The sequence below is a fragment of the Okeania sp. SIO3B5 genome (assembly GCF_010692555.1).
Taxonomy (GTDB): Bacteria; Cyanobacteriota; Cyanobacteriia; order Cyanobacteriales; family Microcoleaceae; genus Okeania.
Genome location: NZ_JAAHHG010000218.1, coordinates 1 through 15,574, shown reverse-complemented (window position 1 = coordinate 15,574; position 15,574 = coordinate 1). Strand labels below are relative to the sequence as shown.

Below are 15,574 nucleotides of genomic sequence, written 5' to 3'. Positions count from 1 at the left end.
CAGCTATGAATTATTAACTCATTATCTTGGAAGAAGGAATTAGTCGTCAAGGAGTGAAATATGTTTGCTTCCGCATTCCGCAGGAAATGAAATATTTCTGTCAGCTAACCTTAGTCTTTGCTTGACTTTTTAAAAAGCTGATAGCTGTTTGCGGATCATGACAAACGGAAATGCTAATAGCTGAATGCTTACATTTATAGAATAGATACAGTTTAGTGAAGGACTTTTTGAATAAGGAAAAAGGAAAATAGATAAGTCTATAGATAGATACAGTTCAGTGAAGGATTTTTTTTGGCAATTCTATAATCTCAAAAGCTTATCTAATTGTTCCATACCTTATGAATTTTGGTCTTATCTGAGCTGTATTGATTTTATAGATAGATTTTTTTCAGTATAATTCCCCCTCTTTTCTGGAGACATCTATTATACATTTTAATTTTGGCGTTGTTGATTTGATGTATGAAATTCAAATAGTGGTTAACTATACCTATTTCTAACTCTAAAGTCACTGAAAAACTCCTTTCTACTTACTGACTTCTGTACGTCGCCTTACCTGACTTGACTCCTGACTCCTGTCTTGATATGACACTATTACTCTAATTTAGGGTTTGCTGATTAATTATCAAACCATTAACAGGTAAAAGTTTTAGCTTTCTTGGATTCCCAAAAAGTGCGCTTGTTTTAGTCTAAAACCCTCAAAAAGTTAGCATAAAAGGCAAACTAAGGACAGAAAAATTGAGGGATAAAACTTAGCTCCTACCTCCTCTAAATTCCCCTTTTCTCCTGACTTCTGACTCCTGACTCCTACCCCTAACACTCATACTTTCCATACGCAAACCCTAATTTGTATCTTTATTTTCCATGATAGTTTTGATGGAATTAGCAATATACTTATCTAATATTGTCTGGCCAATTAGATTATAATGACAGCAAGCATCTCGATAAACTATTGCTTTTTCCTCATCAAAAATATTCACAGTATTAAATATATTAACATTTGCCTCTTGTAAGCTATTAATTTTAGAAAATAATACTGGATAACCTTTTCTAACTCCTCTGGCATAAGGATGATTTTCGATAACAAAAACTTTTTCTTCCGGGCTAAATACTCTTTCTGTCGGATGATATTGATTTGGCTGAATAAAGTGAAGATACAATATATTTCTCTCAGCTAGAATTTGACTCATTGTTAGTGATGATTCATACCAATTTTCAGCAACTTTCTCAAAAGCAACTTTATCCTCTAAGATTCCTGACATTTTTTTCAAATATACTAAACTATTATTGCCATCAATTTTGCTAGAATTTCTGGCAATTTGTTCATCATATTTGATAATCTCTGTTTGATATCTATCTAATAATCCTTTAACCTGCAAACTTCTCCAACCATGACACAATGCTAATTTACAACTTTCCAATTTATTAATAGCAGTTGATAAATTATTTTTCAGTTCGCTAATTTGAACGATCGATGCCATTACAGACAAATCATCATTAGCTAACTGTGTTAAAGGTAAGATATGTTGTACGCTTGGCAAAGATAAATCTATTCTTTCCTGATTATTCTGGTTAGATAGTGCTACTTCATTAAAGCCATCTATATTAATGACTAAATCAAATTCTTGCCCAATAGAGATAAAATAATTAAGTATTAACAACTGTTGTGGTTGTTTATAACCCCCACCTGCAAAACATAAAATGATAATTTCTTTATCTTTTAATTGGGGAATTTGTTTTAAAAATCGAATAAATCCTTCATTACCCCTGGCTTCACTGAAAATCGCATTCAAAGTAAAATCATTAGCAACTGAACCACCAAATACACCTACAACAAACTGATTCTTATTGCTTTTAATAAAAGGATAATCATACTTGGATACAAAGCCGTAATTATTAACCCTTATTCCTGACTCTTCATCGGTAAAACTTCCTTGTTTTAGTACATAGCCAAAAAAAGGATGTAGTCGCTCTAAGATTGATTTGTTATTAATATCTGTACCTAGTCTAGTACCAGTTTTTTCCAGGTCTTCTCTTACTTTAGAAATAGTATTTTCTCTCGTATAAAATAGTCGATTTTCCTGAAAATAATAAAAACCTAATGATACAATCTCTAATCCTAGAAATACTAAAACTAAGTTAATCGTAACTAGACTGAATCCTGTTTTGATTCCCTGCATCCATTTAAAATTTTTCATGGCATTACTGAGTTTTGATTTACCGAACAGAAGGAAGAAGGAAGAAGGAAGAAGGAAGAAGGAAAATATTACTTTGTCTGAGTTTTCAGCCGTTGATATATCTTGACTCTTCCTTCCACTGCTATAAATTTTCTTACTTAGGGCTTGCTGAAAAAGTCTTATGGGTGAAGGTAGGAGACAGGAGACAACCCACCCCTAACCCCTCCCAGGAGGGGGAGAGGAGAAATGGGAATTTGGAGGTGGTAGGAGCGGGCGTTTTGTCCCAAGATTGTTCTGCCCAACTCTTGAGCAAAATCCTGAATTTTTGAACCATTACCACCTAAAACCTCGCACTTTTTCCAGATCTAAAATTGCTCAAACCAATATCAGTCAATAAGCGCGATATTTAATCAGCAAACCCTACTTAAAGAAGAAATAAAGACAAAAAATCCTATTTGCCAATCCCATCCATTTTCAAGGGAGAGAAAAAATTATTTTAATTATTAATTACAACATATAGCAATCCTATTTTATTTGTGTCAAAAATCTTACTGCTTTTTAGGGAACAGGGAACAGGGAACAGGTAAAAGTTTCAGTTTTTTTATTTACTTTTTGATTACCCGCAACCTATTTAGGATTGCTATATTCGGTGATATATGTAGTATGCCCAAAGGGGTAAATATTTTTTGTTCGTTTCCTATTCTGTCTCCCCATCTTTTCTACTACCTATTCCCTAAAACCATAAACATAAGTACTTCATGTCTTTAGAAAAATACTGTATTAATTTTTCAACTTACTGAAACTTTTTTCGATTAACAATAAAACTTTTTTTCCAGCAAGTATCTTAATATTTAGGGTTTGCTGAAAAAGTCTTTTTTTCAGAGGAGGAGCCAGAATTCAGAATCCAGAATTCAGAATCGGTGAATCCAGGAGGAATGAGATTCCGAGAAGAGGTAGCCAGAAAAATCTTCCCTTGATTTTCTACCCCTATATAGCCCAAAATATGCTCCTAATTTAACTGGAACTACCTAAAAGCTGATACTTCCTTAGTACCTGCAAATACTGAAACCTTTGCCAGTAAACACTTTGATATTTAATCAGCAAACCCTATTTATAAAAAGCAAAAAAAAAGAATTATTTTGAGAAACAAAGTACTTTGGTATATTGTATTATCAAAGTTTTTAGCCTATTAAAAATAACTTCAGGCTGTGATGAATTGTGTCTTACATTCTAAGAGAACCTCAGAAAGACACACTTGCTTCTGACTTTTGACTTCTTACTTCCATGAAACCGTATTATACCAATTTTATAAATGTTTGCTACAAATAGGTAGGGTACTTCTTAGGAGTCAACCCACCCCTCGCCCCTCCCCCTCCCAGGAGGGGAAGTCAGGAGTCAGGAGTCGTATGGGAATAGATTTAATACCAGTTTTTAGGTCATAAATTCTCTTTTTTGTCAAAGAGACATTTCCTGCAAAATTTTTTTATTGCACTTATTATTCGTAACATTCTTTTTTCAAAATGGTATTATACCAATTCCCAAAAGTAGTGCTATACTTGGCTGAAACTTAAGTTATTAAGTAATTAACACAGGTTTAATAACTTATTTCCTAATTATTAGCAAGTTAATGCTAATTATTCTGATTTTTGTCTCTCCCCCACTCCCCCACTCCCTTACTCCCCTACTTAAGAAAGTGTAGAAAAGTTTTTGAGAAATTGTATTTAGAGGGTTTACCTTTTACTTTCTTTGCTTAATCGGGTAGTATATTGTTCACATAAATAATTTGTCATTGTTTCCCCGACAAATTTATGACCTTCAATATTCCAATGACCTCCACAAGGAATCGCATTATCAAAACCATGTAAACATTTACCCGTTTTTTTCACTTCATTCCAAATTGGTCCTGCTAAAGTATAAACTGGTATATTTTCCTCTTTACCAAACTTTTCTAACCGGATATCTGGATAAAATAAATTTGGTACATTCAAAGATTTTCTAAATTCATCATGCTTTTGAATATCCGGTAAAACTTGATGAGAATCACTCACTGTTATTACCATAAAATCTTTCCCTTTTTCGTAGATTTCATCCCTCATTAATTTAATCAAACCTTCAGTCACTTTCCAGGTATCTTCCCAATCAGAATTTGGTTGTGGTTCTTTGTAGAAAGCTAGATTAATTTCACTATAATCTTTTTCATACTGACGGCGTTTTCCATTAATATCTACTTTTCTAATTAGTTGTAAAATTCGAGAACTTTGCACTAACCAAAGAGGCAAGAAATCTACTAGGGAAAAATCATAACGATCTCTCTGCCAAGACTTCAAATCGCGGAATGACATATCTGCCAAAAGTTGACCATCTTGATACATAAAATAAGGTCGTAAATGGTCATGTTCTAAAGTCTGAGAATTATTACGGAGGTCATTACCAGCATAAAAAGCTAATATTACTAAATCTGGTGCATAATCCCAAACATGATGCCTTAAAGTCATCAATTCTTGAGCTGTTCCATAACCCTGTACGCCAAAATTCATTACCTCAACTTTCCGGTCTTTTAAGACAGGACATTGCTGTAACTTTTGCTCCATAATTGCACCATAAGTATCCTCCAATTTGACATGAATTGCTTCCGTAAAAGAATCACCTAATAACGCAATTCTCAATCCATTTTCCGGTTTAGTTTTACTCCTTTCATAATCGCGAAACCCTCCACTATTCATCTTTATTTCAGAAGGTATACCTTCTCCCGTCCAAAATGATTTGCCCTTAGGGTTTCCTGCCCAACCTCGGTAAGGATCTTGGAAAGTGTAGATAGAATTCTCATCTAATTCCCCATCTATTCTTGGCGGTGGGGGATGCTCAATTCCTGCTATTCTCAGACCTATTTCACCTGCTGCAACAGCAAATATTAATGCGCCGAGTGTTACTCCTAAATTGATGGCTAAATTTTTCAGTTTTTTCATTCTATAAAAGTTAATTGAGCAAGAAATTATTTTTAATATTGAGAATAAGTTCAGTTAAAAAACAAGTTATATATAGTAGCCGAAAATTGAAACAATTCTGGGAATTTTCTTATTTTTGAAGATACAGCGTAGAAATGACAGTTTGTTGCCCAACTTTTTTTACTCATATTTTACCGAATAATTAAAGTTTAAAGCCTCTCCTTTCAAGGAGAAACAAGTGGTCGAGGGATAGCGAGATATCCAATCGACCAAGAGAAGAAAAAGTTTTCCTTTTATTCAATCCTCTTCCTTTTAGGGAGAGGTAATTATCAATTATCCATTATCAATTATTAATTATTGAAAGGTAGATATGAAAAAGTAGCACAAGCATCTTGCCTGTCACAAAAGTTTTTGCACCTGGACTTCTGCTATCTTTTTTTCACCTTTTCTACACTCTACCTTCCTTCAACCAAACATTAATATTAATATCTAATCTCATACCATTTTTGAGCGTTAATAAAACGACTCAAATGCTTAACATTTGCGGTAGCAACTACGAGGTTTTGACCAGGATTTTCGGTTTGCATTAGTTGACATTGAGCTGCAATAATTAGGGCTTGCTGAAAAAGTCTTTTTGCTAGGGTAGGAGACAGGAGACAGGAGTCAAGAGTCAGGAATTAGGGGAATTATAGAGGAGATAGTAGGAAGAATCATCCCTTGATTTTTTTGCCCAATTCTTGGTCAAAATCTTAATTTTTTGAACCATTACTATCTAAAAACTAGCACCTTTTGATACTTAAAAATACTAAAACCTTTATCGGCAAATACTTTTATATTTATTCAGCAAACCCTAATTACATCAACATCAATATTTTTAGGATTAGCTGTAGGCATCCCTTGAAAACGAGAAATTGCCCACAACTGGGCAGCTTGTTGCATCACTGATTTTGTAATAGGTAAAAAATCAATTAAATTATCTAAATTATTTAGATTATTAATACTTTGATTTGATGTTCCTCTGATTGAGTTTAAAATTAAACTTCTTCTGACTTCATAATCACATAAATCTGAACTAATAACATAAACACCTTTTGACAATAAGGAGTATAGCCATTCTTGACATTGTTGAACTTCTAATTTTTCGTTGGGAGATGATAGTAAACCTAAAACACTACTATCAATAAAAACTATCATTTTTCGCTATATAATTTATATCCTGAAGGTCTAAAGCTGTCAATAATTTGTTTGAATTTTTCTAAGTTTTTTTTTCTGGTTTGTATTTCGGTTTCTGTGACTTTTTCTTCTATTTGTTTTTTTAACCATTCCATTGCTGGTTGATTAAGACGTAATTGTTCTTCTATTGTCCGACCTTGATATTTTAAATAGGGAGCAAAATAATTAGGATTTTCTTTGTAATTAGACATAATTTTCTTCTGATTTTTTCAGTTCAAATTCTAATAATTAGTTATTTTAGGTCATTGCGACTGGAATGGAGTAGAAGGAAGCAATCTTGGAAATCCCTGAGATTGCTTCCTATCGTCGCAATGACCACTTTTCAGTCGGATTATATTTACACAATATATATAGATGATAATATAAACATAAAAAAATGTAGGGACTTTTTATGGTACATCCCTACAAGTTCTCAATCAAAGCTTTAAAGTCAAGACTTAAGCATTTTTCCGATAAAAACACTATATATACCATAGTGCTATAGTTTTTATCTACTATATATAGTGCCTTTGCGTAAGTCCTGAAAGCTTTAAATTTTGTCTCTCCTCCCCTAAACTCCCCTAAACTAAACCATCCGTACCTGGAGGAAGTGCCCAGAAACCAACAAACTCGTCTCGATAGTTGAGGGTATCAAGCACTAACTGCCGATTGTTTGGATCGGAAGTATAAAAGTGAGTAATATTTAAAGGATTTGCTTGTTCCGCATCCAAATTGGTTAGTCGGTAAACGGGTATTGCGTTGGCAGGTGCATCTGCTGGTCTAGCCTCTGTTGTACCTACTGGTCTATAGGCATTAAATGCTACGCCTGTATTTATGAATTGTGGGAGGGAATTTTCTATTCCACTTTCAAATGATAAGAAAATACTGTCTGTGGCAGTATTAAGGTAGCGAAAGACTGGATCGCCGTCATTGACTGGAACATCAAATTCATTACCTTCGGCACGGAAACTTGTAGGTTGACCTGTTAATTCGTCTATTTCAGCTTGATTAGCTGTAAAAATATGTGATAGTGAGGAAAAGTTCCAGAAGCGCAATACATCTTGAGAGCCACCACTAGAACCGCCACCTCCAGGATTAGGATTACCTCCTCCAGGATTACCACTAATTTGCTGGACAGCTAATGTATACTCTGTAGAGGCTCGTCCTCCATCAGAAATACTCGCGCTGGTATTATCAGCCGTTACTCTGACCAAATAATCTCCTGTAGGAAGAGTTTGAGTGATTAATCCATTATTTGTTGCTTCTGCTTGTGCTGAATCTATCAGATTTAAACCTCTGTCGTATAGTTCTAGTTCAGCATTGTCCTGGATAGGATCTAGTGTGAGTCTAACTTGACTATTGCCTGATACTTCAAACTCATACCAATCATCCGTATCACTACGGCCAACAAAACCATCAATTAGTGGGTTATTGGAGACGTTACCGATAGAAACCGCAGTGTTAGATATATCATTACGGCTATCTTCTGAGCTAATTTCTAACAAATAGCTCCCAAAGCCACTATTGGTCCCATCATCTCTTACTACAACTGTATACTCTATGTTTGCTTCTACCGGATCGTAAGTAAGTTGTTCAACTACTCCTATACCACCAGATTCCCTAAAACCACCAGAAGGGAGTGGTAAGTCTGGTGCGTCTCCTTCCAATCTTACTTGCGCGTCAAGACTACCAAATGGAAATACTGTCATCTGTAAAGGTTGATCGGATTCAACTTCTGATGATGGTATTACTGTTTCTTCTGTTCCACCATTGATTAAAATGTCACCAAGTCGTCTAAAACCACTCATTGTTTTTACCTCTTAATTTTCAAAGTCAAAACATAAATTAAAGCTTGTGCCGCTATTGTGAGGAAATTAGGTTATGGAGCAGGATATAGGGAAATTATGCAAAAACACTACAAATAGTAGATAAAAACTATAGCACTATGGCATATATAGTGTTTTTGCCAGAAAAATGCGTAAGTCCTGATATAGCAATTCTCAACTTAAAACCTCATTAGCATACCGTACTTCATTATTGAATATTAGAACAGCTATAGAAAATTTTTAACTAACTCCCTCTCTCCCTCACTACCCTACTCCCTGTACGGACGTTGCATGCAACGTCCCTACCTACTGCCTTCCATATCCGTATATCCGTGCCATAATCGGTGTGAGCCACTCCCCCACTGCCTTCCGCATCCGTATATCCGTGCCATAATCGGTGTGAGCCACTCCCCCACTGTCTGACAATTCCGTACATCCGTGCCATAATCCCTGTGAGCACTCCCCAAACTCCCCTAAACTAAACCATCCGTACCTGGAGGAAGTGCCCAGAAACCAACAAACTCATCTCGATAGTTGAGGGTATCAAGCACTAACTGCCGATTGTTTGGATCGGAAGTATAAAAGTGAGTGATATTCAAAGGATTTGCTTGTTCCGCATCCAAATTGGCCAGTCGGTAAACAGGTATGGCATTGACTGGTGCATCTGCTGGCCTAACATTTGTTGTACCGACTGGTTTATAAGCATTGAATGCCACACCTGTATTGATGAATTGTGGGAGAGAGTCTTCTATTCCAACCTCAAATGACAAAAAATCACTACCTGTAGCAGTATTCAGATAACGAAAGACTGGATCGCCGTTATTGACTGGAACATCAAACTCGTTACCTTCGCTCCGGTAAAGAGCAGGTTCACCTGTTAACTCATCTATTTCTACTGGATCGGATGTAAAAATATGTGATTCTGATGTAAAGTCCCAGAAGCGCAATACATCTTGAGAACTACCCCCAGGATTACCTCCTCCAGGATTACCGTTAATTTGTTGGACAGCTAATGTATATTCTGTAGATGCTTGTTCTCCATCCGGAATACTCACACTATTATTCGCAGGTGTTACTCTTGCCAAATAATTTCCTGTAGGAAGATTTTGAGTTATTAATCCGTTATTTATTATTTCTGCTTGTACTGAGTCTATCAAATTTAAAGTTTCATCATATAGCTCTAACTGAGCATTGTCCTGGATAGCATCTAATGTGATTCTAACTTGACTATTGCTCGGTACTCGAAAGTTAAACCAATCATCTGTATCGCTACTACCAACAAAGCCATTAACTAATGGATTATCAAACACATTACCAATAGAAACTGCAGTATTAGGAAAGTCATTACTACTATCTTCTGAACTAACTTCTAATAAATAAAACCCAGTAGTCCCATTGACGCTTCTCACTTCAGTTGTATAGTTTATATTTGATATAACCGGATCGTAAACAACTTGTTCAGCTTCTCCTAAACCACCAAAATCACTAAAAATTGGTAAGTCTGGTGTATTTCCATCCAATATTAATTCAGCATCTAAATTAATACTTCCACCTTGACTAGAACTAATAGGAAATACTGTAACTTGTAAAGGTTGATTGAATTCAATTTCTGATGATTGTATTACTATTTCTTCTGTTCCACCGGGAGCTAAAAGATCACTGACTATTCTAAAACCACTCATTGTTTTTACTTGCTTAAAAGATTGTTCTTCATTAAGATTAGAACCCCTATATAAAATTGATAACTAACTTAACTGATTTAACTAATTTCACTAACTTCAATAACTGTTTAAAACTACTATAGAAGCCATTTGATACCTTTGCCCCCGTAAAAATTTTTGAGTTACGAGTCGGGAGTGGAATAGAGGCAATACACCGAAAAGATTGAAAAAGTCTCCCTTACTCCCCTACTTCTAAGATTAGAATCAGATTTTTCCCATCATTAAATCTATCCCTCCTACGAGCTACAACATTTTCATTCTCTGAAGCTTCTGAAAAAATCGGCGGCTCAAAGGATTTTCACCTCCACCCTCACAATTTTTGTGATATCATAAATGTTATTGGGCGTCGTTCGCCTATACGCATGACTTTTTATTCAACTAAATTCCCTGACTGAGATATAATCAAATATTTAGGCATTTTTTACAGGGGAAATTAGAAATATTGTCATTTTGTGGAGCTTGTAAAAATACTTGTTTTTCCCATCATTAAATCTATCCCTCCTAGAGCTACAACATTTTCATTCTCTGAAGCTCCTGAAAAAACGGCGGCTCAAAGGATTTTCGGTTCCACTCTCACAATTTTTGTGATATCATAAATGTTATTGGGTGTCGTTCGCCCATACGCATGACTTTTTATTCAACTAAATTTCCTGGCTGAGACAGAATCAAATATTCAGGCATTTTGTGAAGCTTATGGAAATGCTTGTTTTTCTGATCATAAAATCTTTCCTTCCATCCCTACTCAGTAGAAAACCACCAACATCTTCATTCTGTGAAGCTCCTAAAAAATCGGCGGCTCAAAGGATTTTCGGTTCCACCCTCACAATTTTTGTGATATCATAAATGTTATTAGGGGTCGTTCGCCTACATACATGACTTTTTATTCAACACAAAACAGTATATTTGTCTGAGCGATAGAACTCAGTTCCGCTTTCCTATGGAATACTAGGCAAACACATTGGCGGAGCCTAGGGACAGCTATATCGCGAATCTTGTAGAAAGGAAAGTTAATCAGGACTTACGCAAAGGCACTATGTATAGATTATAATAACTATTGGACAATAGTAGTGAGCGCTATATATAGCGTATCTGCGTAAGTCCTATCAATGTAATAATTAACTTGAGCTGAACATCTTTAAAATTCTGACTGATAACTGATAACTGATAACTGATAACTGATAACTGATAACTGATAACTGAAAAGACTCCTAACTCCTATATTTCTCGCACAAATAACTTCCCATTATTTCCCCTACCAATTTATGACCTTCTAAATTCCAATGACCTCCACAGGGAAGTGCATTATCAAAACCATGCAAACACTTACCTGTTTTTTTAGCCTCATCCAAAATAGGCCCAGCTAAATTATAAACTGGTATATTTTCCTCTTTTCCAAAATTTTTCAGTCTAATATCTGGGTAAAATAAATTTGAAACATTTAAAATTTTTTTCAAGTTATCGCGCTCTTGAACATCAGGAAGTACTTGAAAAGAATGACTAACTGTTATCAGCATAAAATCTGCCTTTTTTTCATATACTTCATCGCGCATTAACTTAATCAAACCCTCAGTTACATTCCAAGCTTCTTCCCAATCAGAATTAGGTTTTGGTTCCTTAAAAAAATCTATATTAATTGCATTGTAATCCCGATTATACTGACGGCGTTTAAAATCAATATCCACCTTTCTAATTAACTGTATAATTCGAGAATTTTTTATTAACCAATATGGCAAGAAATCTACAATAGAAAAAGCATAACGATTTCTCTGCCAAAACTTCAAATTTCGGAATGACATATCTGCCACAAGTTGCCCATCTTGGTAAACAAAATAAGGGCGTAAATGGTCATGTTCTAGAGGACGATAATTGTTACTAATATCGTTACCTGGATAAAAAGCTAAAATGACTAAATCTGGTTGATAATCCCAAACATGATGTCTTAAAGTCATTAATTGTTGTGCTGTTCCATAACCATTTACCCCAAAATTCATTACTTCTACTTTTTGTTTTTTCAACACAGGGCATTGTTGTAATTTTGCTTCCATAATTGCACTGTATGTGTCTTCTAACTTGACATTAAGTGCTTCGGTAAAAGAATCTCCTAATAAGGCAATTCTTAATCCATTTTCTGGTTTATTTTTACTCCTTTCATAATCGCGAAACCCTCCACTATTCATTATTATTTCAGAAGGGATACCTTCTTCCTGCCAAAATCCTTTACCATTAGGTTTTCCTCCCCAACCTCTGTACACATCTTTGAAAGAATGGAGAGGATTTTGATCTCCATCTATTTTTATCGTTGGATGCTCAATTCCTACTATTCTTAATCCTATTTCACTTACTATCAGAGTAAATATTAATGTACCTAATGTTAATCCTAAATTGATGGCTAAGTTATTTAGTTTTTTCATTAGACCTCTCCAAAAATCCAAAATAAAATCAATCACTTCCTTCTATAGTAATCCTATTTAAGTTGTAGTATTTTGGTGGTAGTTAGGAGGATCGAGTCAAAATTTGCTCATGTTTTCAGCTCAAACTAACTATTATAAAAATTTTCACAACCAATATGGGGATTGCTATATTGCCTACTCCCTAATCCCTACTCCCTCTTTTTAAGAAATACCCTTAATTAACTTTTAACTGTCTACAGAGGTTATTAGTAATAATTTCTCCTGCGAACTGATGTCCTTTTATGTTCCAGTGCCCAGTACATAATGATGTATTTTCAAAACCATGTAAACAGACTCGATTTTCCACAGCATAATCTCGAAAAGGTGCTGCTAAATCTAACACAGGAAAACCCAAGCGATCGCCTAGATTTTCTATTCTTTGATTAGGATACAACATATCGTTAATATAGTGTTGTTTCATAAAAGTTTTTTGCAGATATAGTTGGTCGTAATGTACCTGTTTTGGGTCTCCTATCAATACTAAAAAAAAATCTTTTTCCCTTTGCCTAACTTCTACTGCCATTAATGTAATTAATTCTTCTGTGATTTGCCATGCTTGCTGCCAATTATTATTGATGGGTGGCTGAAAATTATAGGGTACTAAATTCGTGAAATCTGTGTTTAATTTTTTTTTCTTCAGATTCAAATCTACTTTTTTCACTACTTGTAAAATTCTGGAATTATTTACCAACCAACCAGGCATTTTATCTATGAATGAAGCAGCATAACGATTACTTAGAGCTGGAATTAAATCCCGGAAAGACATATCAAAAACCAACTCTCCATTTTCATATACAAAGAATGGTCGATATTGACCATACTCCAGTTTTTTTGAGTTATTAATAATGTCATTTCCTATAAAAAAAAGCTAACAACACAATATCTGGATTATAATCCCAAACCTGATGACGTAAAGTCAACAATTCTTGCACGGTGCTATAACCATGGACGCCAAAATTAATCACCTCAACTTTTCTGTTAGCAATAGAGTCACATTTTGTCAATTTCCCTTCAATTATCGACCAAAAAGTTTTCTCTATCGGCATCTGAACTGCTTCAGCAAAAGAGTCTCCTAATATAGCAATTCTTAATGTATTTTCTGGCTTAATTTTACTATATTCGTAGTCTCTTAAGCCATCACTATTAATTTCGATATAAGCCTCTCCCTCCTCTCGCCACCAAGCAGTAAAACCTGGTTGTAATGCCCAACCACGATAGTGATCGTAAGTATGAAATATGGTAGGTTTGTGGGATGCGTCCTCGTTGACTTTTTTCAATCCTTCTATTTTTGCTACCCTTAATCCTATTTCTCCGCCCAAAATACCAGTTATTAAGGCTGCAAATATTAATCCGATATTTATGGTTAAATTATTCAGTTTGTTCATTTTTGAAAGCAGAATGTTACGAATAATAAGTGTGATTAAAAGACTTTACCGAATAATTAACTAATTAATAATTAAATAATTCTGGTTTAAAGCCTCCCCTTTTAAAGGGAAAAAAGCGGTCGTTTGCGGAGCATTCCGTAGGATGGGATGGCGCTTGCTAGCGCACAACTACGTTAACGCGTAGTGTCCCGGAGGGAACGGTCTCCTCGCCATATCCAATCGACCAAGAGAAGAAATAATATTTCCTTATATTCAATTCCGTAACGGTTTTAACCAGAGGTAATTATCAATTATCCATTAATGAAAAGATAGGTATTAGATAGGACAGTATAATTTTTTCACCTAAAACCTAGCATCTACTACCTAAAACCTTTTTCAAAATCCCTGACATAAATTTTCAGCAATAATTTCTCCTGCCAATTTATGTCCTGTAGCATTCCAATGTCCTTGACACATTGCTGTATTTTTAAACCCATGAAAACAAACAGGATTTTCTGCAACATAATCATCAAAAGGTTCAACTAAATCAATCACAGAAAAATTATAATTTTCTCCTAAATTTTGCAGTCTTTTTGTCGGATATGACCAGTCTTGAATATTCATAATTTTCATATATCCTTCTCGCCATCCTTTGCTAGGATGAACTTGCATAGAAGTCATCACTGTAGCTACTTTAAATTCTGCACCTTTTTCTTGTACTTCTTTTGCCATAGTTCCGATTAGTTCATCAGTAATTTTCCAAGCTTCTTGCCAAGCAGAATTTGGCGGTTCTCTAAAATTATTTGCTTGTAAATTTTCAAAATGTCTTGCAGAATTTCTCTTCTTCTGGTCTGCTTCTACTTTTTTGATAATCTGTAAAATTCTGACATTATTTACTAGCCAAGTTGGTAATTTATCGACTGTAGTAATCATGTAGCGGTTTGCTTGACTAATCGTTAACTGTCTAAAAGATAAATCTAATTCTAACTTTCCATTTTTATAAACAAAAAAAGGTCGATAATGATTATTTTCTAACTGTCGATAATTATCAGTAACATCATTGCCCATAAAAAAAGCTAAAAGCACAATATCCGGCTGAAAATCCCAGACTTTTTCTCGGAGAGTTAATAATTGTTGGGCTGTACCATAACCATCCACTCCAAAATTAATTACCTCTACTTTTTGACCTTCTAAATTAGTACATTTTCCCAATTCCTTCTCCATTACTGCCACAAAAGTTTGCTGATAAGAAACCTGTACTGCTGAAGTAAAAGAATCTCCAAGCACGGCAATTCTGAGAGTATTTTCTGGTTTTGCTTTAGTAATTTCCGGTCCTCTAAGACCATGACTATTAAACTCTAAATAAGCCTTTCCTTCGCTCGTCCACCAACCAGAAACATTACCTCTATATTCCCAACCTTTAACCGGATGAGGAATAGTATGAAACGTAGGATAAAATTCTGCATGGGTACTTTCCGGCATTTTTTTTAAACCCTCCAAACCAGCAATTCTTGCTCCTACTTCAGCGATCGCTATTCCCGCAAATAAACTGGCGAAAATCATACCTAAATTTACCGCCAAAGTTTTTAGTTTAATCATCCTCTCAGCTATAATTTTTTTGTATTTTAATCGTGTAGATTGGGTTGAAAAAAATTAGCGGAGTTTATCCGCAGGATAAACCCAACTTTTCAATTATCAGTTATCAGTACCTCTAGGTAAAACCTTCTGCTGGAAATTAAAATATAGAATATTCTCCTTTTTTTATCCCCTCAAAAGCAGAAACTATTTACCCAAAATTTTCCGTAACTTCAGTTATCAGTACCTCTAGGTAAAACCTTCTGCTGGAAATGGAAATTATAGAATATTCTCTTTTTTTATCCCC

The 15,574-nt window shown here is 34.8% G+C and carries 10 protein-coding genes; all 10 read right to left on the bottom strand.

Translation table 11 applies throughout. The annotated features are described in order from the left end of the window. Window positions 1-839 precede the first annotated feature (839 nt). Window positions 840-2,195 (bottom strand): hypothetical protein, encoded by a 1,356-nt coding sequence (locus F6K54_RS24455; RefSeq protein ID WP_293083146.1) that lies wholly within the window; start codon window positions 2,193-2,195, stop codon window positions 840-842. 1,709 nt (window positions 2,196-3,904) lie between these two features. Continuing rightward, window positions 3,905-5,140, bottom strand: a complete 1,236-nt coding sequence (locus tag F6K54_RS24450) for an SGNH/GDSL hydrolase family protein (protein WP_293083143.1) — start codon at window positions 5,138-5,140, stop codon at window positions 3,905-3,907. 819 nt (window positions 5,141-5,959) lie between these two features. Next, the gene (locus F6K54_RS24445; RefSeq protein ID WP_293083140.1) at window positions 5,960-6,313 is read right to left on the bottom strand and encodes a hypothetical protein; all 354 of its coding nucleotides are present in this window, start codon (window positions 6,311-6,313) and stop codon (window positions 5,960-5,962) included. Beyond that, entirely contained in the window at window positions 6,310-6,543 is a 234-nt protein-coding gene (locus F6K54_RS24440; protein WP_293083138.1) for a hypothetical protein, read from the bottom strand. The genes F6K54_RS24445 and F6K54_RS24440 overlap by 4 nt, the downstream gene beginning before the upstream one ends. A gap of 369 nt (window positions 6,544-6,912) precedes the next feature. Beyond that, a complete protein-coding gene (locus F6K54_RS24435) occupies window positions 6,913-8,139 on the bottom strand; it encodes a pre-peptidase C-terminal domain-containing protein (RefSeq protein WP_293083136.1) in 1,227 nt (408 codons plus the stop codon). Window positions 8,140-8,630: 491 nt separating this feature from the next. Further along, window positions 8,631-9,839 (bottom strand): hypothetical protein, encoded by a 1,209-nt coding sequence (locus F6K54_RS24430; RefSeq protein WP_293083133.1) that lies wholly within the window; start codon window positions 9,837-9,839, stop codon window positions 8,631-8,633. Between the two features lie 1,247 nt (window positions 9,840-11,086). Then, on the bottom strand, window positions 11,087-12,289 hold the full coding sequence (locus tag F6K54_RS24425) for an SGNH/GDSL hydrolase family protein (RefSeq protein WP_293083130.1): 1,203 nt from the start codon (window positions 12,287-12,289) through the stop codon (window positions 11,087-11,089). A gap of 214 nt (window positions 12,290-12,503) precedes the next feature. Next, the gene (locus F6K54_RS24420) at window positions 12,504-13,094 is read right to left on the bottom strand and encodes a hypothetical protein (RefSeq protein WP_293083127.1); all 591 of its coding nucleotides are present in this window, start codon (window positions 13,092-13,094) and stop codon (window positions 12,504-12,506) included. Between the two features lie 82 nt (window positions 13,095-13,176). Further along, window positions 13,177-13,713, bottom strand: a complete 537-nt coding sequence (locus F6K54_RS24415; RefSeq protein WP_293083125.1) for an SGNH/GDSL hydrolase family protein — start codon at window positions 13,711-13,713, stop codon at window positions 13,177-13,179. Between the two features lie 375 nt (window positions 13,714-14,088). Further along, window positions 14,089-15,291 (bottom strand): SGNH/GDSL hydrolase family protein, encoded by a 1,203-nt coding sequence (locus tag F6K54_RS24410; RefSeq protein WP_293083122.1) that lies wholly within the window; start codon window positions 15,289-15,291, stop codon window positions 14,089-14,091. Window positions 15,292-15,574 lie beyond the last annotated feature (283 nt).